At 72.6% G+C, this 21,857-nt stretch carries 13 protein-coding genes; 9 read left to right on the forward strand and 4 right to left on the reverse strand.

Annotation, left to right across the window (positions count from 1 at the left end; all coding sequences use genetic code 11):
* Positions 1-83: 83 nt before the first annotated feature.
* The gene (locus ACT4N7_RS09865; protein ID WP_444828328.1) at positions 84-2,042 is read left to right on the forward strand and encodes a beta-propeller domain-containing protein; all 1,959 of its coding nucleotides are present in this window, start codon (positions 84-86) and stop codon (positions 2,040-2,042) included.
* Here the strand turns inward: ACT4N7_RS09865 and ACT4N7_RS09870 are convergent.
* Together ACT4N7_RS09870 and ACT4N7_RS09875 are read right to left on the reverse strand one after the other, a co-directional pair.
* Positions 2,015-3,292, reverse strand: a complete 1,278-nt coding sequence (locus ACT4N7_RS09870; protein WP_444828329.1) for a nitric oxide synthase oxygenase — start codon at positions 3,290-3,292, stop codon at positions 2,015-2,017. The genes ACT4N7_RS09865 and ACT4N7_RS09870 overlap by 28 nt on opposite strands.
* A gap of 271 nt (positions 3,293-3,563) precedes the next feature.
* Entirely contained in the window at positions 3,564-3,944 is a 381-nt protein-coding gene (locus tag ACT4N7_RS09875; RefSeq protein WP_444828331.1) for an SSI family serine proteinase inhibitor, read from the reverse strand.
* A gap of 399 nt (positions 3,945-4,343) precedes the next feature.
* Here ACT4N7_RS09875 and ACT4N7_RS09880 point away from each other — a divergent pair, with 399 nt between their 5' ends.
* Positions 4,344-4,889 carry a hypothetical protein gene (locus ACT4N7_RS09880; RefSeq protein WP_444828332.1) on the forward strand — a complete coding sequence of 182 codons (546 nt, stop codon included), beginning with the start codon at positions 4,344-4,346 and terminating at the stop codon, positions 4,887-4,889.
* Between the two features lie 37 nt (positions 4,890-4,926).
* On the opposite strand, the gene ACT4N7_RS09885 is transcribed toward ACT4N7_RS09880, so the two are convergent.
* Positions 4,927-6,228, reverse strand: a complete 1,302-nt coding sequence (locus ACT4N7_RS09885; RefSeq protein ID WP_444828333.1) for a cytochrome P450 — start codon at positions 6,226-6,228, stop codon at positions 4,927-4,929.
* A gap of 47 nt (positions 6,229-6,275) precedes the next feature.
* On the opposite strand from ACT4N7_RS09885, the gene ACT4N7_RS09890 reads away from it, so the two are divergent.
* Positions 6,276-7,019 carry an alpha/beta fold hydrolase gene (locus ACT4N7_RS09890; protein ID WP_444828334.1) on the forward strand — a complete coding sequence of 248 codons (744 nt, stop codon included), beginning with the start codon at positions 6,276-6,278 and terminating at the stop codon, positions 7,017-7,019.
* A 51-nt stretch (positions 7,020-7,070) separates the two neighbouring features.
* On the opposite strand, the gene ACT4N7_RS09895 is transcribed toward ACT4N7_RS09890, so the two are convergent.
* Positions 7,071-7,445 carry an FKBP-type peptidyl-prolyl cis-trans isomerase gene (locus ACT4N7_RS09895; RefSeq protein ID WP_444828335.1) on the reverse strand — a complete coding sequence of 125 codons (375 nt, stop codon included), beginning with the start codon at positions 7,443-7,445 and terminating at the stop codon, positions 7,071-7,073.
* Positions 7,446-7,819: 374 nt separating this feature from the next.
* Between ACT4N7_RS09895 and ACT4N7_RS09900 the strand changes: the two genes are divergently transcribed.
* From ACT4N7_RS09900 to ACT4N7_RS09925, 6 genes are all read left to right on the forward strand, one after another.
* On the forward strand, positions 7,820-8,959 hold the full coding sequence (locus ACT4N7_RS09900; protein WP_444828336.1) for an endonuclease: 1,140 nt from the start codon (positions 7,820-7,822) through the stop codon (positions 8,957-8,959).
* Positions 8,960-9,046: 87 nt separating this feature from the next.
* Complete coding sequence (locus ACT4N7_RS09905; protein WP_444828337.1) at positions 9,047-9,325, forward strand: type II toxin-antitoxin system Phd/YefM family antitoxin; 279 nt, start codon at positions 9,047-9,049, stop codon at positions 9,323-9,325.
* On the forward strand, positions 9,318-9,722 hold the full coding sequence (locus ACT4N7_RS09910) for a type II toxin-antitoxin system VapC family toxin (RefSeq protein ID WP_444828338.1): 405 nt from the start codon (positions 9,318-9,320) through the stop codon (positions 9,720-9,722). Before ACT4N7_RS09905 ends, ACT4N7_RS09910 begins: the two co-directional genes overlap by 8 nt.
* A 598-nt stretch (positions 9,723-10,320) precedes the next feature.
* Positions 10,321-17,097, forward strand: coding sequence for an SDR family NAD(P)-dependent oxidoreductase (locus tag ACT4N7_RS09915; protein ID WP_444828339.1), 6,777 nt, complete (start codon positions 10,321-10,323; stop codon positions 17,095-17,097).
* Positions 17,098-17,102: 5 nt separating this feature from the next.
* Positions 17,103-21,539: a beta-ketoacyl synthase N-terminal-like domain-containing protein gene (locus tag ACT4N7_RS09920; protein WP_444828340.1), complete on the forward strand. Its 4,437-nt coding sequence runs from the start codon at positions 17,103-17,105 to the stop codon at positions 21,537-21,539.
* Positions 21,536-21,856 (forward strand): acyl carrier protein, encoded by a 321-nt coding sequence (locus ACT4N7_RS09925; RefSeq protein WP_444828341.1) that lies wholly within the window; start codon positions 21,536-21,538, stop codon positions 21,854-21,856. The genes ACT4N7_RS09920 and ACT4N7_RS09925 overlap by 4 nt, the downstream gene beginning before the upstream one ends.
* Position 21,857 lies beyond the last annotated feature (1 nt).

The raw sequence follows: 21,857 nt of genomic DNA on the forward strand, positions 1-21,857 counted from the left end.
AGTGCAACCTTTGGGGGACAGCGCTCCGTCCTTGCGGCATGACCAGTGACTTACGTCGGTGGCCCCGTGCAGGGGTGGCCACCGTGGCGATCGCGGCGATGGGGGCGGCCGCCATCGGCGCCGCCTACTGGGTCGGCACCCAGCACAGCCCTCCTGACACGAGCCCGACCACCACGGTGCTCGCCCCGGGCGCCGTGCGCCTCGTGGCGTTCGACTCGTGCGAGGCGGCCCTCGCCGAACTGAAGCGGACGGCCCTGGCCAGGGTCGGCCCGTGGGGCCTCGACGGCGGCAACTCGATCATGGAGCGCGGCGCGGTGGGCGCTCCGGCGGAGGACTCGGCCGCGGCGCCCGCCGAGGGCCGGTCCCAGCAGAAGGACACCGGCTACTCGCGCACCAACGCCCACGAGGCCGCGGCCGACGAACCCGACCTGGTGAAGACCGACGGCAAGCGGATCGTGAGCGTCGTCGACGGCAAGCTGCGGGTGGTCGACACCGCGTCCCGCAAGGTGACCGCGACGCTCGCGGTGCCCGGCGGCTACCCCACCCAGCTCCTGCTCGACGGCGACCGCGCGCTGGTCACCGTGCAACCCGATGGCGGTGTGATCACCGACCTCCCGATGACCGACGGCCCGACGACCGGCCGCGCGACGCCCATGCCGAGCGGCCTGAACACCCGGCTGGTGCTGGTCGACCTCGCGGGCGGCGCCCGGGTCGCGGGCTCGCTGACCGTCGACGGCGCCTACATCGACGCCCGCCAGGTCGGGTCGGTGGCCCGGGTCGTGGTCCGCTCCGGGCCGCGGCTGGAGTTCGGCTACCCGATGGGCGACGTCGGCGAGGCCGAGGCGACCCGGCGCAACCGAGAGATCATCGAGCGCTCTACCGCCGCCGACTGGCTGCCCCGCTACCAGCTCGAACGCGGGTCCGACCGGACCAGCGGGCAACTCCTCGACTGCCCGGCCCTGAGCCGCTCGGCGGGCCACACCGGCACCGCCGTGCTCAGCGTGCTGACCTTCGACCTGCGCGCCGACCTCGGCACGGGCGACGCCGTGGGGATCGCCGCCGACGGCGACACCGTCTACGGCACCGGCACCAGCCTCTACGTCGCCGACGACCACCACCCGCGGGTGGGTATCCTGCCCGCCGAACCGCGCCGGATCGCCGCGCCCGAGCGGTCCGGGCCGCCGCGCACCGAGGTGCACCAGTTCGACGTGGCCAAGCCCGGCAAGCCGGTGTACCTCGCCTCGGGCGCGGTCGACGGCTCGCTGCTCAACCAGTACTCGCTCTCCGAGCACAACGGGAACCTGCGCGTCGCCACGACCACCGAGGACCCGACCCGGTGCTGCGACCGCACGCCGAACTCGGAGAGCGCCGTCGCCGTGCTCACCCGCCGGGGCGACACGCTCGCCGTGGTCGGGCGGGTCGGCGGGCTGGGCAAGGGGGAGCGGATCTACTCGGTGCGGTTCCTCGGCGACACCGGCTACGTCGTCACCTTCCGGCGCACCGACCCGCTCTACACGATCGACCTCGCCGACCCGGCGCGGCCGCGGGTCACCGGCGAGCTGAAGATCACCGGCTACTCGGCCTACCTGCACCCGGTCGGCGCGGGCAGGCTGCTCGGCGTCGGCCAGGAGGCCACCGACCAGGGCCGGACGACCGGTACCCAGGTGTCGCTGTTCGACACCGCCACGCGCGCCGACGCCCGTCGGGTCACTCAGTACCAGCTTCCCGGCGCCAGCTCGGAGGCCGAGTTCGACCCGCACGCTTTCCTGTATTGGCAGGAGAAGGGGCTCATCGTCGTGCCGCTGGACCGCTACAAGTCCGATGGCACCTCGAACGGCGGCGCACTCGTGCTGCGGCTCAGCGGCGACGCGCTCACCGAGGCCGGCGTGCTGGCCCACCCCGACGTGCGCAACACCATGGTGGACAACCGGATTCGCCGTTCCCTGGTCGCGGGCGGTGCACTGTGGACAGTGTCGGCGTCCGGCCTGCTGGTGTCCGATATGGACAGTCTGGCTCAGCTCGCCTGGGTGCCGTTCGGCTGACGCGCCGCGGGTACCGAGGCCGCGCGCAGATACGACCACAGCGCGGGACGTCCGTCCGTCACCGGGAACGGCGGCGGCGTCCCGCGCAGGGCGGCGCGCAGGCTGCTGTCGTCGGTGACGAACTCGGGCCGCAGGTGCTCGGTGTCGTAGTAGCGGTGGAACACCGGGGTCTGCCCGCCTGACAGCGGCGGCACGATCCAGCTCCAGTCCGCCGGGCACTTGCGGCCCGCCTGGGCCTCCCGCTCGACGTGCTTGACGAACCGCGCGGACTCCGTGTGGTGGTCGCTGATCGTGACCCCGGCCGCGGTGAACGAGTGCAGGACCGCGACGTTCAGTTCGACCAGCGCGCGGTCGCGCCACAGCGAGGTCTCCGTGGTGGTGTCCAGGCCGAGCCGGGCCGCGATCGTCGGCAGCAGGTCGTAGCGGTCGTGGTCGGCGAGGTTGCGGGCGCCGATCTCGGTGCCCATGTACCAGCCGTTGAACGGTGCGGCGGGGTAGTCGACGCCGCCGATCGACAGCCGCATCGAGCTGATCGCGGGCACCGCGTGCCAGCGCAGGCCCAGCTCGGCGAACCATCGGTGATCGGGGTGGCTCAGCGGGACCTCGCGCACGGCCGCGCGCGGGAGCACGCTCAGGTGCGCGGGCTCGTCCGCGGTCGACACCACCAGCGGCAGCACGTCGAACGGCGACGGCACCCCCGGCGGGCGCCAGCCCATCGCCCGGACCGCGTCGGAGAACTCCAGGTAGCGCGGGTCGCCGAGCACGGTGCCGTCCGGGCGCCGATGGGCGGCGTAGCGGATCAACTGCTCGTTCCAGATCCGCGGCGCGGGCCTGCCAGGGGCGTCCGGGGCGAACACGGTGATCAGCGGCCGGACCCGGCCGTCGTTGGTGGCGATCCGCAGGTGCTCGACGCAGTGCGCGGCCACCTCGCGGGCGGTGCGGACCGCGCGCATGTCGCGCACCCGCATGCTGCGCCAGTACAGCCTGCCGATGCAGCGCGCGCTGTTGCGCCACGCGACCCGGGCGCCGAACGCCAGCTCCGCGGTGGTGTGCTGGTAGGTGCCGGTCAGTTCGATCTCGGCGCGCACCCAGCCGATCCGCGACGCCGCCGGACCCGCGTCGGGGTTCTCCGCGTGGAACAGTTCGAGGAACTCGGTCGCTTCCTCGGGGTCGGCGAGCCCGCCGCGGGCGGGTTCGGGCGGCCCGGGCAGGTCGAGCTGGCGGGGGAGCGTCCAGATCTCACCGGTCACCCGCGAGAACCTAGCGGACGCGCGGGACCCCGAGCCCGAGCCTCACTCGATCGGACGTCACCCGCCCGTGAGCTGACCCAGCACTGACGGCCCCGAGCCACGCGCCCGTGGACGCCGCTGCCTGCCGGACCGCATGCGGTACACAGCGCCGAATTACCCGACCCCGGCACTGCTGGAATGGGGTTCGGCGAGGCGCCTTGGCGGTTACGCGAATTCCGGTCATCACCCGAATTGGTGACACACTTTGTGGTGAATTGACCCGCAGGAGAATTCAGAGCGCGAATACCGACCCGGTCAGGACGGCCAGTTCGCAGGCGTTGCCGAAGCTCTCGCGGTAGTCCACGAACCGGCCCTCCCAGCGACCGCGCGCGGTGACCGCGACCGGGTCGTACTGCAGGGTGCACGCCTGCTCCGGGTCGACGGCCAGCGCCGCGAAATCCCCGCTGACCAGGAAAAGTTCGCCGCACGCCGACTCGGCCTGCGGATGTGTGCCGCCGTCCGGGTCGCAGCGCAGGGTGCCCATCCGCGCGGGCTGGTTCTCCCCGGCGACGGTGAGCATGAGGTAGGACGTGGCCAATCTGGCCGAGGCGCTGGGGGTCACCGCGGCGGTGGCCGTGATGGCGAGCACGAGCGCGCAGGTCTTTCGGAACATGTCGGACAGCTCCTTTGTCTTTCCGCGCCGAATGGGCAGCGGGAAACCGTCATCGACTGTAGGGCATAACCGAGATCAGATCGAGACGAGCCCGCATTCCGGCGCACTTTCGGCAATTTCCGACCCGACGCACGCCGTCCGAACCCGCGGACGGGTGCGGCCGAACGGTCCAACCGGTGGTGATCCCGGCGGTTGCAGTTGGAAAATATCCGTACAACCCCTGGGCGATCGTGACAGTAACTATTACGCTACTCGCTGGAACCGACTCGCCGGGCTACCCACCCTGCCGATGTACGTCCGGGGGTCCGGCGCGGTCCGCGTTCCCGTCGTTGCCGCATGTCCCACGAGGCCCGGAGCCCCCGGGTCCGCGAGGGCTGCCCATCGGAAGGGATCTCCCTGATGCGAACCGCACTCATCCGCTTAGCCACGGTCGCCACGGCGGCCGTCACCTGCGCCATCCTCACCGCGGGCATGGCCGCTGCCGCCCCCGCGGTGGTGGAGAAGGACCCCGTCATGACCCCCTCCGGTGACACGCCGATCTCGGTCATGGTCACCAAGCTCACCCACTCCCAGGCGACGGCGCGGTTCCGCGCGGCCGGGATCACCTGGTCCTCCAGCGGCAACTGCAGCAACCGCTACAACTCCACCTGCACGTCCTTCGAGCAGATCAACCTGACGTCTGTGCAGGGTGCGGAGACGCTCAAGCGGGCCAGCGGCTGTGCGATGAACATCACCGGCGGGACCGAGGTCGGGCACGCGAGCGGCACCTACAGCCATTGGAACGGCTACAAGCTCGACTACAGCCTGTACTCGTGCCTGGGCAGCTACATCCGCAACACCTTCACCTACATCGGCGGCAACAAGTGGCGCTCGGGCTCCGGGAACATCTACTTCCTGGAGAGCAACCACTGGGACGTCACCTACTACAACTGCGGCGGCTGCTGAGCCACTGGCCGGCCGGTTGGCAGTCCACATCGGACTGTCAACCGGCTTGTCCGCCCATGCGGACGGGCAGGCTCTTGAGCCCGTTCTGGAAGTTCGACCGCAGCCGCACCGGCGCACCCGCGGGCTCGACCAGTCCGGGCAGGTCGAGCACCGCGTCGAAGATCGCGCGGAGCTGCACTCGGGCGAGGTGCGCGCCAAGGCAGAAGTGCGGGCCGTGACCGAAGGTCAGGTGCTCGCCGGGGACGCGGGTGACGTCGAACGCGTCCGGGTCGGCGAAGACCCGCTCGTCGCGGTTCGCCGACGCGAACCACACCACGACCTTGTCGCCCGCGCGAATCCTGGTGCCCGCCAGTTCGGTGTCCACAGTGGCCGTTCGACGGAAGTGCATCACCGGGGTCCACCAGCGCAGCATCTCCTCGACCGCACCAGGCAGCAGCGCCCGATCGGCCCGCAGCGCCCGGTAAGCGTCCACATGCGACATCAGCGCGGCCATCCCGCCGGGGATGCCGTTGCGCAGGGTCTCGTTGCCCGCCACGGAAAACAGCCAGAACAGGTTCTCGAACTCGGCGATCGACACCCGCCCGCCCGCACCGTCCACATGCGACATGAGCACGCTCATCACGTCGTCGCCGGGGGTGGCCCGCTTGACCTCGCCGAGGTCGCGGGCATAGGCGTAGAGGTCGGGCATGCCCTCGCGGGTGCGCGGGTCGGGCATCCGGCCGTCAGGCCCGGGGCAGGGGCGCAGGGCCAGCGCGCGGCGCGCCAGGTCGGTGACGCCCGCGCCCGCGGCCTGGCTCACCGCGTACTCGGCGTCCTGGAAGCCGATCACCCGGTTGCTCCAGTCGAACATCAGCCACCGGTCGGCCGCGGGGACGCCGAACACCTCGGCCAGGGTCAGCAGCGGCAGGTCGGCCGCCACGTCCTTGGCGAAGTCGACCTGGCCGCGCTCGGCGCCCGCGCGCACCAGCTCGCGCGCCCAGCCGGTGATCCGGTCGGCCAGTCTGGCCACCGCACGCGGGGTGAACGCCTTGGTCAGCAGCCCGCGCAGCCGCGCGTGGTCGGGCGGGTCCTGGTTGAGCATCATCTCGCGCACGAACGCCAGCGCCGCGGGCGTCGCCGGGTCGCGGATCTGGGTGGCGCCGAGCCGGGAGGAGAACACCTCGGGCGAACGCAGCACGCGGCGCACCTCGGCGTGCCGCAGCACCGCCCAGAAGCCAGGCCCGTCCGGCTCCTCGACCCAGCGCACCGCGGCCTCGGCGCGCAGCGCGGCCAGCAGGTCGTGCGGGACGCCGTCGAGGTAGGTGTCGGGGTCGAGGATCGGTGCGGCGTCGGTGGCCATGGCGGCATTCTGCTCCCGCCGGAGCCTGGTGCGGCAAGATCGGGTCCGTGGACAACGGACTCTTCGTCGAGCGCGGCGGCACCCCTGGCCCCACGCTCGTGCTGCTGCACGGCCTCGGCGCCACCGGTGACGTCTGGTCGGGCCTGCGCGACCTGCTGGCCGACGCGTGGCCCGGCGGCTGGGTGATCCCGGACCTGCCCGGCCACGGCCGCTCGTCCGCGCTGCCGGGGTACTCCTTCGGGGCGCTGGCCGCCGAAGTGGCCCGCGCGGTGGGGCCGGGTCCGGTGGCGGTGCTCGGGCACTCGCTCGGCGGTGTCGTCGGCCTGACGCTGGCCAGTGGCTGGTTCGGCGTGCGGGTGGTGGCGGCGTGCGGGGTGGGAATCAAGGTGAGCTGGGCGCCCGCCGAGCTGGCCAAGGCCGCGGCGTTGGCCGCCAAGCCCGCGCGGGTGTTCGGCACCGCCGCCGAGGCGCTGGACCGCGCGGCCAGGGTCGCAGGCCTGCCCACGGCTTCACCGGACGCCCGGCTCATCGCCGCTGACGGCGACGGCTGGCGGCTCGCGCTCGACCCCGGCGCGTTCGCGGTCGGCAGGCCGGACTTGCCCGGCCTGCTCGCGGCGGCTCGCGCGGAGGTGACGCTGGCGGCGGGGGAGACCGACCCGATGAGCCAGGGAGAGCACTTGCGCGCGCTCGTGCCGGACCCGGTGATCCTGGCCGGACTGGGGCACAACGCGCACGTCGACGACCCGGCCGCGCTGCTTGCGCTGGTCGAGCGGCTGCGCGCGGCCTGGTAGGTCGGGCCGGATCTGCCCCTCACCCGATCGGGTGAGGGGCAGATCCGACTGTCACCGCACGCTGACGAGGTCCACCACGAAGATCAGCGTCTCGCCCGGCTTGATGGCGCCGCCCGCGCCGCGGTCGCCGTAGCCCAGGTGCGGCGGGATGACGAGCTTGCGCCTGCCGCCGACCTTCATGCCCGCGACGCCCCGGTCCCACCCCGCGATGACCCGGCCGCCGCCGAGGGGGAAGCTGAACGTGTCGTTGCGGTTCCACGACGCGTCGAACTCCGCGCCGGTGGAGTGCGCGACGCCGACGTAGTGCACCGTCACCTGCTGACCCGGCGTGGCCTCTTCGCCGTCGCCGACGGTGATGTCCTCGACCACCAGGTCGGTGGGCGGGGCACCCTCGATCGGGTCGACCTCGGGCTTCTGCAAAGCCATGCTGCACTCCTCGCTGCTTCGACGAAACGATCGGGGTCATCCTCTCCCGACCCGCCGGACGACGCGCGGCGACCCGCCCGGCGGCGGATCGGCGGTAACGCTGGACGGGGCTGCGGCGAATTCATCATCGCGGCCCTGTCCCCCCCGACGGCAGGGCCGCGTTCTCGTTCCCGGGACCGCCCGCCCTGCTCGCCGCGTCCGCCGGAGAACTCCGGCGCACCCCCGTCTGGCCATGCGCGGCCATGTGACGGACCGGAAAACGCTCCACGCCGTTCACTCCACAGTGCGTGATCATCTGGCATTCTTCACTCGATCGTGAGTTTTTGTCACGCTGTGTCGACGTCACTCCAGGGCGTCGGCCGTCGGGGAAGGACATGCCCGTGCAGATCCGTCGCTGGAAACCATTAGCCCTGCTCATCAGTCTGTTAACGGTCGTCTTCGCGCTCCACGTGCCCGCCGGGGCGGCCGCGCCGCTCACCGTCGCCCAGGCCATCGGTCAGCAGACCGGCGCGTCGGCGACCGTGCGCGGCTACGTCGTGGGCCAGCCGACCGCCACCAGCACCGTGGTCCGGTCGAACTTCCCGTCCGACTACGCCATCGCCCTCGCCGACACGGCCGCCGAGACCAACACCACCCGGATGATCTACGTCCAGGTGCCCTCGGCGTTCCGGTCCGGCTACGGCCTGCGCACCAACCCGAGCCGGATGGGGCAACTGCTCGACGTCACCGGCAAGCTCAGCGCGTACTTCTCGCACGCCGGGCTCACCGCGCCGACCGCGTTCGCCCCGGCGGGCAGCACGCCGCCGCCGCCCCCACCCCCGCCGCCGGGCGACGACTACTACCGCGACGCCATCGGCAAGACCGGCCCGCAGCTGGAGGCCGCCCTGCACCAGATCATCAGGACCAACACCAAGCTGTCGTACGCGCAGGTGTGGGAGGCGCTCAAGGTCACCGACCAGGACCCGAACAACTCCGCCAACGTCATCCTGCTCTACACCGGCCGCTCGCAAAGCAAGACCAGCAACGGCGGTGACCCGAACGACTGGAACCGCGAGCACGTCTGGGCCAAGTCGCACGGCGACTTCGGCACCGCGACCGGGCCCGGCACCGACATCCACCACCTGCGCCCGACCGACGTGTCGGTCAACGCCGAGCGCGGCAACAAGGACTTCGACAACGGCGGCTCGCCGGTCGGGGAGGCCCCGGGCAACTTCACCGACGCCGACTCGTGGGAGCCGCGCGCCGCGGTGAAGGGCGACGTCGCCCGGATGATCTTCTACATGGCCGTGCGCTACGAAGGCGGCGACGGGTTCGCCGACCTGGAGCTCAACGACAGCGTCAACAACGGCACCAACCCCTTCCACGGCAGGCGGTCCGTGCTGCTGGCGTGGCACGCCCAGGACCCGCCGGACACCTTCGAGCGGCGCCGCAACCAGGTCATCTTCGACTCCTACCAGCGCAACCGGAACCCGTTCATCGACCACCCGGAGTGGGCCTCGGCCATCTGGAACTGACGCGGACGACCGGGAGTCCGCCCGCGCGGGCTCCCGGTCGCCGGACTCGCCCGTAGCGCATGGCGCTACGGCGGGCTACAATGGGTTGTGAAGATCATCACGCAGCGGGAGTTCCGCAACAACTCCGCGGCGGTCATGGACGCCGTCGAGGCGGGCGAGGTCTACCACGTCACCCGCAACGGCGTCGAAGTCGCCGAACTCCGCCCCCTCTCGCGCAGGCGCAGGCTCACCGCCGAAGAGTTGGTGGAGCGGCACCGCGGGCTCCCTCGGGTCGAATACGCGCCGATGCGAGCCGAGGCGGACGAGTTCTTCGGCACCGCGGACCGAGTCGGCGAAGACGACCCCTGGGAGCGCGCGCGTGGCTGAGCGGCACGAGTCCGGGGTGCTCGACACGTGCGCCTACATCGATCTCGACCTGATAGATCCGGCGATGCTGCCCGCGATCCCCGAGATCACCGCCGTGAGCATGGCGGAGCTGTACCAGGGGGTGGCCATGGCCAAGGACGTCGCGATCCGCGCGGCGCGGACGGAGAAGCTGGGTGCCGCGATCGTCGAGTTCGACCCCCTCCCGTTCGACCGCGCCGCCGCGGCCCGCTACGGAACCCTGGTCGCGTTGACGGTGTCCGCCAACCGCGATCCCCGGCCGCGCAGGATGGATCTGATGATCGCCGCCGTGGCCTCCTCGCGGGATCTGCCGCTCTACACGCGCAACGCGGCCGACTTCGCGGGCCTGGACGACTTGGTCACCGTGATCGGCATCTGACCGGCGGTCGTGCCCGCGATGCGCGGCGTGTCGCCGTCCCCTGGAGCGCCGATCACGGGGGCATTTCGGTACGTGAACGTGAAACTGATCACCACGCCGGGGCCGCGACTTCCGATCGGCCGGGCACTACTAAAGTATGGCCCGACTAGCCTTTGTCGTGGTGGAGTGCACACCAATGAACTCTTGACACCGAAAAGGGCGGCCGACGAACCCCCGGGTTTCGCCGATGGCAAATCAAAAGTACGCGAAAATACACCGGTAGGTCCGCGACGCGGCCTCGCGCGGGACAGTTTCGCAGACCCCCTGCCAGGGGCTCCACCTGGGTCGGGGTAGCCAAACGGGTATTGCGAATACGTTTCATCGGCGGTCGAATCCGGCCCGCTGGACGTGATTTGGACCACTGGCCAGAAGCCACATACCAGTTCACCCCCTATCTGTCGGGTAGGGGGTGACACAGGTAGGGGTTGGCAGTGCCGTGTCGTTCTGTTTGAGTCGGCTGACGCGAGTTGGGACCAGTAGTCGACAAACTGGGAACTCGACGCCCACATTTGTTTCGTTGTCAGTCGGGGAGAGTTAAATGCATGTGTCGGGACTTGGCATGCCCGCTGGGCCCGCGGGTGCGGAGCTGGTCATCGCGCTGAACCCCGTGCACCGCCCGTCCCCACGGCTGACTGCGGCGGCGGTCCGGGCGGGCGCGCTGGGCGTACTCGACCTCGGCGCGGGCGACCGCCGCGGCGTCGAGGCCGCGCTCGCCCGGACGGTGCGCTGGTCGACCGGCCCGTTCGGGGTGCGAATCGGTCCCGGCTGCGCGGTCGCGGACCTGCCCGACCAGGTGCGCGCGGTCCTGCTCGCCGACCCGGCCCGGTCCGCCGCCGAGTTCGACGGACGCCGCGTGCTGGTGGAGGTCACCGATCGCGCCGAGGCGGTGCGGGCGGTGGCCGCGGGCGCGCATGGCCTTATCGCGCGCGGCTCCGAGTGCGGCGGCCGGGTCGGCGACCTGAGCACGTTCATCCTGCTGCAGCAACTCCTCGCCGACCCGGACGTCGCGGTGCCGGTCTGGGCCGCGGGCGGCATCGGCCCGCACACCGCCGCCGCGGCCGTCGCGGGCGGGGCGGCGGGCGTCGTGCTGGACACGCAACTCGCGCTGCTGGCCGAGGCTGACCTGCCGGTCGAGGTCGCGGAGACCCTCGCGGGCCTCGACGGGTCCGAGAGCGTCGTGCACCACGGCCACCGCGTCCTGCTGCGCCGCGGCCCCGGAGTCCCCGCGCTGCCCGCGGACCGGGCCGAGTTCCTGGCCATGATCGGCGGCACCGACCTGCGCGCCCAGTTCGTCCCGGTGGGCCAGGACGGCTTCCTCGCCCGCTGGTTCGCCGACCGCTGGGGCACGGTAAGCGCCGCCGTACAAGGGATTCGGGCCGCCGTGGTGGCCGCGATCCGCACCGACGACGCCACCGCGGCGCTCGGGGCCGACTCGCTCGCGGCGCGGGCGCTGGGCACCGCGCTGCCGCTGGCGCAGGGGCCGATGACCCGGGTCAGCGACCAGGCCGAGTTCGCCGCCGCCGTCGCCGCGGAGGGTGCGCTGCCCTTCATCGCGCTCGCCCTGTCCGGCCGCGAGCAGACCAGGACCGTCCTCGAACGCACCAGGGACAGCCTCGGCGCGGCGTCCTGGGGCGTGGGCGTGCTCGGCTTCGCGGCCGAGGAGATCAAGGCCGCGCAGTTGGAGCTGATCGCCGAGATCCGCCCGACGCACGCGATCATCGCGGGCGGGCGGCCCGCGCAGGCCGCGGCGCTGGAGGCGGCGGGCATCGTCACGTTCCTGCACGTGCCCTCGCCCGGGCTGCTGCGCCAGTTCCTCGCCGCGGGCGCGCGCCGGTTCATCTTCGAGGGCTCCGAGTGCGGCGGCCATGTCGGTCCCCGCAACAGCTTTCCGCTCTGGGAGGCCCAGATCGCGGTGCTGGCCGAGTTCCTCGCGGGTGCCGCCGACGCGACCGGGCTGACCGTGCTGTTCGCCGGCGGCGTGCACGACGAGCGTTCGTCGGCGATGGTGGCCGCGATGGCCGCGCCGCTGACCGCGCGCGGCGTCGCGGTCGGCTCGCTGATGGGCACCGCGTACCTGTTCACCGAGGAGGCCGTGCGCGCGGGCGCGATCACCCCGCTGTTCCAGCGGCAGGTTGTCGCCGCCGAACGCACCGACCTGCTGGAGACCGCGCCCGGGCACGCCACCCGCTGTGTCCACAGTGGATTCACTGCGGAGTTCGCCCAGCTCAAGGGTGATTTCCGCGCCGACGGTGTGCCCGACCGGGAAGTCTGGGAGCGGCTGGAGAAGCTCAACGTCGGCAGGCTGCGGTTGGCGAGCAAGGGGATCGAGCGGGTCGGCGACGACTTGCTGGCGGTCGGCGAGGACCGCCAGCTCACCGAGGGCATGTTCATGGCGGGCGAGGTCGCGGTGCTGCGCGACGCGATCACCACCATCGGCGCCCTGCACGAGTCGGTGACCGCGGGCGCCGCGCGGCTGCTCACCGCGCGGGCCGCCGAACTGCGTGCCGAACTCGGCGTCCGGGTCGCGGAAGCGCCCGCCCCCGAGCCGCTGCGGATCGCCGTGGTCGGCATGTCCGCCATGTTCCCCGGCGCGCCCGACCTCGGTACCTTCTGGGCCAACATCCTGTCAGGAAAGGACAGTGTGACCGAGGTGCCCGCCGACCGGTGGGACCCGGAGATCTATTACGCGCCGGACGGTTCGGGCGAGCGCACGGCGTCGCGCTGGGGCGGGTTCCTGCCCCAGATCCCGTTCGACCCGCTGCGCTACGGCATCCCGCCCGCCTCGCTGGCGAGCATCGAACCCGTGCAGTTGCTGGCTTTGGAGGCCGCGCGCCGCGCCCTGGCCGACGCGGGCTACGCCGGACCCGATGCCGACCGCTCCCGCACGTCGGTCGTCTTCGGCGCGGAGGCGGGCAGCGACCTGTCCAACGCGACGACGCTGCGCACCGTGCTGCCCGCGTACCTCGGCGCGGTGCCCGCCGCGCTGGACGAGCAGTTGCCGAAGCTGACCGAGGACTCGTTCCCCGGCATGCTCGCCAACGTCATCGCGGGCCGGGTCGCCAACCGGCTCGACCTCGGCGGCGCGAACTACACCGTCGACGCGGCGTGCGCGTCCTCGCTGGCCGCGGTCGACGTCGCGTGCAAGGAACTCGTCACCGGCACCAGCGACCTGGTGCTCTGCGGCGGCGCGGACCTGCACAACGGCATCAACGACTACCTGCTGTTCTCCTCGGTGCACGCGCTCTCGCCGACCGGGCGGTCCGCGACGTTCGACACCGCCGCCGACGGCATCGCCCTCGGTGAAGGCGTCGCCTGCGTTGCCCTCAAACGACTCGCCGACGCCGAGCGCGACGGCGACCGGATCTACGCGGTCATCGACGGCGTCGGCAGCGCGAGCGACGGGCGGTCGCTCGGGCTCACCGCGCCGCGGCCGGAGGGGCAGCGGGCCGCGCTCACCCGGGCCTACCGCAACGCGGGCGTGTCCCCGGCGCAGGTCGGTCTGGTCGAGGCGCACGGCACCGGCACGGTTGTGGGCGACCGCACGGAGTTGCAGACGCTGACCGACGTCTTCATCGAGGCGGGCGCGGCGCCGGAGAGCTGCACGGTCGGCTCGGTGAAGTCGCAGATCGGGCACACCAAGTGCGCGGCGGGGCTCGCCGGGCTGATCAAGACCGTGCTGGCGCTGCACACCGGGGTCAAGCCGCCGACGCTGCACATCGAGCGGCCGAACTCGGCCTGGGACCGCGCCACCAGCCCGTTCGTCTTCCACACCGCTGCCCGACCGTGGGCCGCCGAGCCCGCGGGCCGCGTCGCCGGGGTCAGCGCGTTCGGCTTCGGCGGCACCAACTTCCACGTCGTGCTGCGTGCCTACGACCAGGCGCCGCCGGAGCACACCCTCGACGAGTGGCCGGTGGAGCTGTTCACCTTCCGCGGCGCGGACCTGGCGGCGGCAAGCCGTGCGGCGCAACACCTTCTGGACCTGGTCGAGGCCGGGGGAGGGTGGCGGCTGCGCGACTTCGCGCACAGCGCGGCCCGGCGCAGCGACGGTGCCGCGGGCCGCGGTGAGGCGGTGCGGATCGCGGTCGTCGCCGCTGATCTCGCGGAGCTGCCCGGCCTGCTGCGCCGCGCGATCGACGGCGCGCACGACCCGGCGGCCGGGATCTTCGCCCCCGGCACGGAACCCGACGGCGGCGAGGTCGCGTTCCTGTTCCCCGGTCAGGGAAGTCAGCGTCCGGGGATGCTGGCCGAGCTGCTCGTGACCTTCCCCGAGTTGCAGCACTACTTGCAGCTCGGCGCCCGTTGGGCCGACGTGCTGTACCCGCCCGCCGCGTTCGACGAGCGATCCCGCGCGGACCAGCTCGCCCGCATCACCGACACCACGGTCGCCCAGCCCGCGCTCGGCATCGTCGGACTCGCCGCGGCCGACCTGCTCGGCAAGGCGGGCGTGCGGCCGGACATGGTCGCCGGGCACAGCTACGGCGAACTCGTGGCGCTGGCGGCGGTCGGGGCGCTCGACGCCGACACCTTGCTGACGGCCAGCAGCGCGCGGGCCGAGGCGATCCTCGCCGAGGTGCGCGACGGCGACGCGGGCGCGATGGCGGCGATCAACACCGGGGCCGACCAGGTCGACGAGGTGCTCCGACTGTCCGAATTGGACGGATGCGTGGTCACCGCGAACCGCAACTCGCCCAAGCAGACCGTGATCTCCGGGCCGACCGACGCGGTGGCCGCCGCGGTGCGCCAACTGCGCGACGCCGGATTCGGCGCCAAGTCGATCCCCGTGGCGTGCGCGTTCCACAGTCCGTTGGTCGCGGGCGCGTCCGCCGCCTTCGCCGACGTGCTCGGTGGACTGGCCGTGCGCGCTCCCGAGGTGCCGGTGTGGTCCAACCGCACGGCGGGCACGTATCCGACCGGGCCCGACGAGGTGCGGACCGAACTCGCCGCCCAGGTCGGCGCCCCCGTGCGGTTCGCCGACCAGATCGAGGCGATGTACGCCGCGGGTGCCCGGACGTTCGTCGAGGTGGGACCCGGCACGGTGCTGACCCGGCTGGTGTCCGACGTGCTCGGCGACCGTCCATACCAGACAGTGGCGCTAGAGGGCGACCGGCGGACCGGCCTGCCCGGCTTCCTCGCCGCGCTGGCCCGCCTCGCCGTCGCGGGCGTCGAACTGCGCACCGGCTGGCTCTTCCGCGGCCGGGACGCCGCGGACCCGGCCACCGCTGCCGCCGCCAAGCCCATCGGCTGGACCGTCGACGGCCACCTGGTCCGTCTCGCCGACGGCACCATCCCGGCCACCGCCCTGCGTCCCGCCCGCCGCATCCAGGAGTTGACTGTGTCCAACGGGAACCCTGTCGACGCCGCGGGTGGCGCCGACGCCCTCGTCGCCGAGTTCCTGCGCACCAGCCGGGAGATGATCGCCGCGCAGCGCGACGTGCTGCTCTCCTACCTCGGCGCGACCGCGACCGCGCCGACCGCACATGTCTACAATGGACATATTGGTGCCGCGCCGCGGTACGTCCAGACGGCGCTCCCCGCCGCGGTCGAACCCGCGCCCGTCCCGTCGAAGTCCATAGTGGACCCGGCTGGAGTGTTGGCCGCGGTGTTGGGGATCATCGCGGAGCGGACCGGGTATCCGGTGGACATGATCGAGCCGGAGTTGGATCTGGAAGCGGATCTGAGTGTGGATTCGATCAAGCGGGCGGAGATCGCGGGTGAGTTGGCGGTGCGGTTGGGTTTGCCGTCGGTCGATGACGCCGATGTGGAGGAGTTGTCGAAGGCGCGGACCGCTGCCGGGATAGCCGACCTGATCGTCGGCAGGCTGGCGCCCACCTCGTCCGTCGAAAGTGTTGCAGCAGTGGAAACCGGTGCAGTGGACACCGGCAGTCCACCGAGCATCATCGCGCCGCAACGGCTGGAGTTCGCCGAGTTCGACCTGCCCGCGTCGGCCGACGGCACCGCGTTGACCGGCGTGACCATGCTGCTCCTCGGCGGTGGCGGCACCGCCGAGACCGTCGCCGAGCGGCTGCGGTCGGCTGGTGCCGTGCCCGTTCTCGTGCCGAGCGGCCAGGTTCCCGCCGAGGTCGGCCCGAGCAGCGGCGTGGTGTTCCTGGACGCGCTCGACGCGACGGAATCCGTGCTCCCCGGCGCGTTCCCGGTGTTCCAGGCCGTGCTCGCGCACAGTCCGAAGTGGCTGATCGCCGCCGATCGGCGCGGCACCGGGCAGCCGAGCGGCCTGCGCGGGTTCTTTCGGACCGTCGCGCGCGAGTACCCGGACACCGTCGCGGCCCTGGTCGAGGTCGGCGCGAACGCCGACGCGGCAACGGTTGCCGACGCGGTGCTCGCCGAACTCACCGCGGGCGACACCGAGCCGGTCGTGCTGGCGGACGGCGGCAGGCGCGGCCTGCGGCTGGAAATCACCGACCTCGGGCTGCTCGGCAGCACGGGCGCGGGTCCGGCGGGCGACGGCGTCGCCGAGGCGGCCGCCATCGGACTCGACCGCGACTCGGTCGTGCTGCTGGCGGGCGGCGCCCGGGGGATCACGGCCCGGTTCGCGCTGGCCATCGCCGCGAGCAGCCGCTGCCGGATCGAGTTGCTCGGCCGCACGCCCGTGCCCCCCGCTGTCGAAGACCCGGCCACCGCTTCGGCCGCGGGCCGGGCCGAGTTGCGGGCCGCGTTCATCGCACAGGGCCTGACCTCGCCCGCCGCGATCGAGCGGGCGGCCACTGCCGTGCTCGCCGAGCGGGAGGTGCGCGAAACGCTGGCCCGGGTGCGAGACCTGGGCAGCGCCGTGCGGTACCACTCGGTCGACATGCTCGACGAGGAAGCCGTGCGCACCACGGTCAAGGAGATCCACACCGAGCACGGCAGGCTCGACGGGATCGTCTACGCCGCGGGCGTCATCGAGGACAAGCTGATCGCCGAGAAGTCCGCGGACTCCTTCGGCCGGGTCTACCGGACCAAAGTGGACGGTGCGCGCACGCTGCTGGACACGGTCGACGCGCTGCCCGACGGCCCCCGGTTCGCGGTGCTGTTCGGCAGCATCGCCGCCGCGCTGGGCAACCGCGGGCAGGTCGACTACGCCGCGGCCAACGACGCGCTGGAGGAGCTGGCGCAGGATTGGTCCACTGTGGACCGTCGCGGACTGACTGTGCACTGGGGACCGTGGGCGCCCACCGGCACCAACGACGGCATGGTGACCCCGGAACTGATGCGCTCCTATGCCGCGCGCGGCATCGCGCTGATCGACCCCGAGGAGGGCGTGCTGAGCCTGCTGCGCGAGCTGGCCTGGGGCCCGCGGTCGGTGCACGCGGTGGTCTACACCGCGTCAGGGTGGTGACGGGGATGGCCACGACCACCCCGGTCGCGATCGTCGGCATGGCGGTGCTGCTGCCCGGCGCACCGGATCTGCCGACCTACTGGCGCAACATCGTCGGCGGCGTGGACTCGATCACCGACGTGCCGTCGGGGCGCTGGGACGAGGCGCACTACGCCCCCTCTGGCGAGCGGCGGGCCGACCGGATCTATTGCAGGCGCGGCGGTTTCGTCGACCAGCGGACCGAAGTGGACGTCACCCGGTTCGGCATCATGCCGAGTTCGGTGGCGGGCACCGAGCCGGACCAGTTGATCGCGCTGCACGTCGCGGCGCAAGCGGTCCAGGACGCGGGCGGCGACCGGGTGCTGCCCGCCGACCGGCAGCGGGTCGGCATCGTGCTCGGCCGGGGCGGGTACCTCACGCCCGGGCTCGTCCGGCTCGACCAGCGGGTGCGCACCGCGACGCAACTCGTGCGCACCCTCGGCGAACTGCTGCCCGAACTGGACGACGAGCGGCTCGACCAGGTCCGCCGGGCGTTCACCGACCAGCTCGGCCCCGAGCAGCCGGAGTCGGCGATCGGGCTGGTCCCGAACCTGGCGGCCTCGCGCGTGGCCAACCGGCTCGACCTGCGCGGCCCCGCCTACACCCTCGACGCGGCGTGCGCGTCGTCGCTCGTCGCGGTCGACCACGCCGTGCGGGAGCTGGATTCCGGGCGGTGCGACGTGATGCTCGCGGGCGGGGTGCACCACTGCCACGACGTGACACTGTGGAGCGTCTTCAGCCAGCTCGGCGCTTTGTCGCCGAGCCAACGGATCCGGCCGTTCGACCGCCGGGCCGACGGCGTGCTGATCGGCGAGGGCACCGGCGCGGTCGTGCTCAAGCGGCTGGCCGACGCCGAGCGCGACGGCGACCGGGTGTACGCGGTCGTCACCGGGACCGGCGTGGCCAGCGACGGCCGCACCGCGAGCCTGCTCAACCCCGACCCCGGCGGCCAGGTGCGGGCCGTGCGCCAGGCGTGGGACGCCGCGGGCCTCGACCCGGCCGCCGCCGACTCCATCGGACTGCTGGAGGCCCACGGCACCGCGACACCGGCCGGTGACGCCGCCGAACTGTCCACTCTGGCCACGGTTTTCGGCGAGGCGACCGGCGAGCGGGCCGTGATCGGCTCGGTGAAATCCATGATCGGACACGCGATGCCCGCCGCGGGCGTGGCCAGTCTGGTCAAGGCCGCCCTCGCGATCTACCACGGCGTCCTGCCGCCCACTCTGCACTGTGACGAGCCGAATCCGGCGCTGGCGCTGACCCGGTTCGCGCCCACGGCCACCGCCCGCCCCTGGGAAACGACCGCCGCACAGCCGGTTCGCCGGGCGGGCGTCAACGCTTTCGGGTTCGGCGGCATCAACGCCCACGTGGTGCTCGAACAAGGGCCGACGTCGCTGGTCGCCGGAACCGTTGTGCGCGAACCCGAACGCGTGCTGCGACTCGCCGCGCCGGACCCGACCGCGCTCGCCGTCCTGCTCGACGCCGAGGATTCCGCCGTGCTCGCCACCGGACTCGACGAGCGTGCGCCCGCGGTCGGGGCGACCAGGCTCGGCATCGTCGACCCCACCGCCAGACGCCTTACCCTGGCACGAAAAGCGGTCGCCCGGGGCCAGGCTTGGCGCGGCCGCAACGACGTCTGGTTCGCGCCGCGCCCGCTGCTCGGCCCGGGCGGCGGCCGCACCGCGTTCGTCTTCCCCGGCCTCGAAGCCGAGTTCGACCCCCAGGTCGCCGCGTTGGCCGAGCGCTTCGGGCTCGACTGGTCGCCCGATGGCGCCGAGGTCGGCGACATCGGCAGGCACGGCACCGCGGTGTTCCAACTCGGCCGACTCCTCGACACCGCGTTGCGCAGGCTCGGTGTGGTCCCGGACGCGGTCGCCGGGCACAGCGTGGGGGAGTGGACCGCGATGGCGTGCGGCGGCATCCACGCCGCGGGCGACCTCGACGCGTTCCTCGCCACGTTCGACCCGGACGCGCTGCGGGTGCCCGGAGCGGTGTTCGCCGTGCTCGGCGCACCGGCCGCCCAGGTGCTCGACGAGCTGTCCGGGCAGACGGATGTGGTGCTGTCGCACGACAACGCGCCCAACCAGGCGATGATCTGCGGGCCGGACGGGGCCGTCGAGGAGATCGTGCTGCGGATGCGCGCGGCGGGCGTGATCGCGCAGGTGCTGCCGTTCCGGTCCGGCTTCCACACCCCGATGCTCGCGCCCTACCTCGACCCGATTCGGCGCGCGGCCGAGGGTTTCACGCTGCACCCGCAGACCGTGCCGGTCTGGTCGGCGACGCTCGCCGCGCGGTACCCGGCCGACAGCGCCGCGGTGCGCACCCTGTTCGTGCGGCACCTGCTCGAACCGGTTCGGTTCCGGCCGATGGTCGAGGCCATGCACGCGACCGGGTTCCGCGCGTTCGTGCAGCTCGGCGCCGGTCAGCTCGGCTCGCTGATCGGCGACACGCTCACCGGCCGGGACCACCTCGTCGTCTCGGCGCACTCGACCGTGCGCGACGGGCTCACCCAGCTTCGCCGAGTCGTCACCGCGCTGTGGGCCGAGGGTCTCGAACCCGACGTGGCTCCGCTGCTGCCCAAGAGGTCCACTGTGGACTCACGGGTGCGCGTGGATCTCGGCGGCGCGCTCGTCTCACTGGACGCGTCGACCCGGTCGACCCTGGCCGCCGGGTTGCGTCCCGGCCGGGGGCTCGTGCCCGCGGGCGACGGCTCGGTGCTGGCGCGGCTCGGCGAGGTCGGCACCCGGTTCCCGGTCGCCGCGGAGCTGTCCGCGCTGCTGCACGACACCGCGAGCGTCGCGGCGGAGCTGATCACCGCGGGCGCCGGGCGGCGGACAGCCCCGCCGTCGAGGCCGGTCGGGCCGCCGCCGCCGGTCGAGCGGCCCGATGTGCTGCGGATCTCCGTCGAGGAGATGCCGTACCTGCTCGACCACTGCTTCTTCCGGCAGCGCCCGGACTGGCCCGACGACGTGGACCGCTGGCCGATCGTGCCCGCCACCACGGTGATCGGCCACCTGATGGACATCGCCGAACGCGCCGTCCCCGGCAGGCGCGCCGTCGCGGTGCACGACGTCCGGCTCACCAAGTGGATCACCGCTATCCCGTCGGTCGACGTGCCGGTGTCGATCACACCGCAGGGCCCGGACCGGGTCGAGGTGGCGCTCGTCGGGTATTCGCGCGCGGTGGTCGAACTGGCGTCCGGCTACGCCGCGCCGCCGCGGCCGTGGCGGTTCGACCCGGCGACCGAGCGTACCCCGGAACTGGCCGCCCACCAGCTCTACGGCGAGCGCTGGATGTTCCACGGCCCCCGATTCCAAGGGGTCACCGAGCTGACCGCGATCGGCGACCGGCACGTCCGCGGCGTGCTCACCACCCCGCCCGCGCCCGGCGCGCTGCTGGACAACGTCGGCCAGCTCCTCGGGTACTGGATCATGGCGGTGCTGCCCGAGCGCACCACGGTGTTCCCGGTGCACATGGCGCGGATCGCCTTTCACGGGCCACATCCCGCCGCGGGCTCGCGAGTGGACTGTCTCATCAGGATCACCGGCGTCACCGACACGACGCTCACCGCCGACATGCAGCTCGTCCGCGACGGCACGGTGTGGGCGGAGTTCACCGGCTGGAGCGACCGCCGGTTCGACACCGACCCCGGAATCCGCGCGGTGGACCGGTTTCCGGGCAGCAACACGCTCTCGACCAGGCAGCCGGAGGGCTGGACGCTGGTGCACGAGCGCTGGCCGGACCTCGCCTCCCGTGAGCTGATCATGCGCAACATGCTGGGCAGCGCCGAGCGGGTGCGCTACGCGGGCCTGCGGCCCAACGGGAAACGCCAGTGGCTGCTCGGCCGCATCGCGGCGAAGGACGCCGTGCGCGGTCTGCTGTGGACAGAGGGCGCAGGCGAGGTCTATCCGGCCGAACTGCTGGTGCACAACGACGAACACGGCAAGCCGCACGTCGGCGGTCAGCACGGGTGCGAGGTCGGTGACCTGACGGTCTCGATCGCCCACCGCGGCGAGGCCGGCGTCGCGCTGGCCAGGCGCGGGGTGTGCGGCATCGACATCGAGGAGATCACCGACCGGCCGCGGAGCACCCTCGACGTGGCGCTCGGCCCGGCCGAACAGGCCCTGCTGCGCGACCTCGTGGCCGCCACCGACGACCCCGAAGCCTTGTGGTTCACCAGGTTCTGGGCCGCGAAGGAGGCCGTCGCCAAGGCCAGGGGCACCGGGCTGCGCGGCAGGCCGACCGACTACCAGGTGATCGCGGCGGACGGCGACCGGCTGCGCGTGCGGGTCGACGGCACGGTGTCGGACGTGCTGGTCCGACAGGTCGCCAACCCGCCCGGCCTTCCCGTGCGGGAGTACGTGGTCGCGTGGACAGCCGAGGACGGTTCCGCCGTCCCCAACGAGGAACAGGAGAATCTGTGAGCACCGAGTTGACCGCCCCCGTGCAGTCCGACAGCGCGGACGTGTTCGCCGACATCACCGCGATGCTGCGCGCCCTGCTCGACGAACACGGCCTCGACGACGTCGACATCACCAGGGACACCACCTTCCACGACGACCTGGAGCTGGAGAGCATCGACCTCGTCGGGCTGTCCGGGACGCTGCGCGAGCGCTACGGCGACCGGGTCAACTTCGCGATGTTCATCGCGGAGCTGGAACTGGACGAGATCATCGAACTGACCGTCGGCAGGCTGGTCGACCACGTGTCGGCGTCCCTGCGCGAAGCCGAACGAGGCTGAC

The sequence above is a fragment of the Actinokineospora sp. genome (assembly GCF_052390155.1).
Lineage (GTDB): Bacteria > Actinomycetota > Actinomycetes > Mycobacteriales > Pseudonocardiaceae > Actinokineospora.

Bases quoted from the DNA above. Each gene is read 5' to 3' on its own strand.
- ACT4N7_RS09875 (WP_444828331.1), bottom strand. From the start codon at position 3,944: ATGTTCCGAAAGACCTGCGCGCTCGTGCTCGCCATCACGGCCACCGCC.
- ACT4N7_RS09900 (WP_444828336.1), top strand. From the start codon at position 7,820: ATGCCCGTGCAGATCCGTCGCTGGAAACCATTAGCCCTGCTCATCAGT.
- ACT4N7_RS09920 (WP_444828340.1), top strand. From the start codon at position 17,103: ATGGCCACGACCACCCCGGTCGCGATCGTCGGCATGGCGGTGCTGCTG.
- ACT4N7_RS09915 (WP_444828339.1), top strand. From the start codon at position 10,321: ATGCCCGCTGGGCCCGCGGGTGCGGAGCTGGTCATCGCGCTGAACCCC.
- ACT4N7_RS09880 (WP_444828332.1), top strand. From the start codon at position 4,344: ATGCGAACCGCACTCATCCGCTTAGCCACGGTCGCCACGGCGGCCGTC.
- ACT4N7_RS09885 (WP_444828333.1), bottom strand. From the start codon at position 6,228: ATGGCCACCGACGCCGCACCGATCCTCGACCCCGACACCTACCTCGAC.
- ACT4N7_RS09895 (WP_444828335.1), bottom strand. From the start codon at position 7,445: ATGGCTTTGCAGAAGCCCGAGGTCGACCCGATCGAGGGTGCCCCGCCC.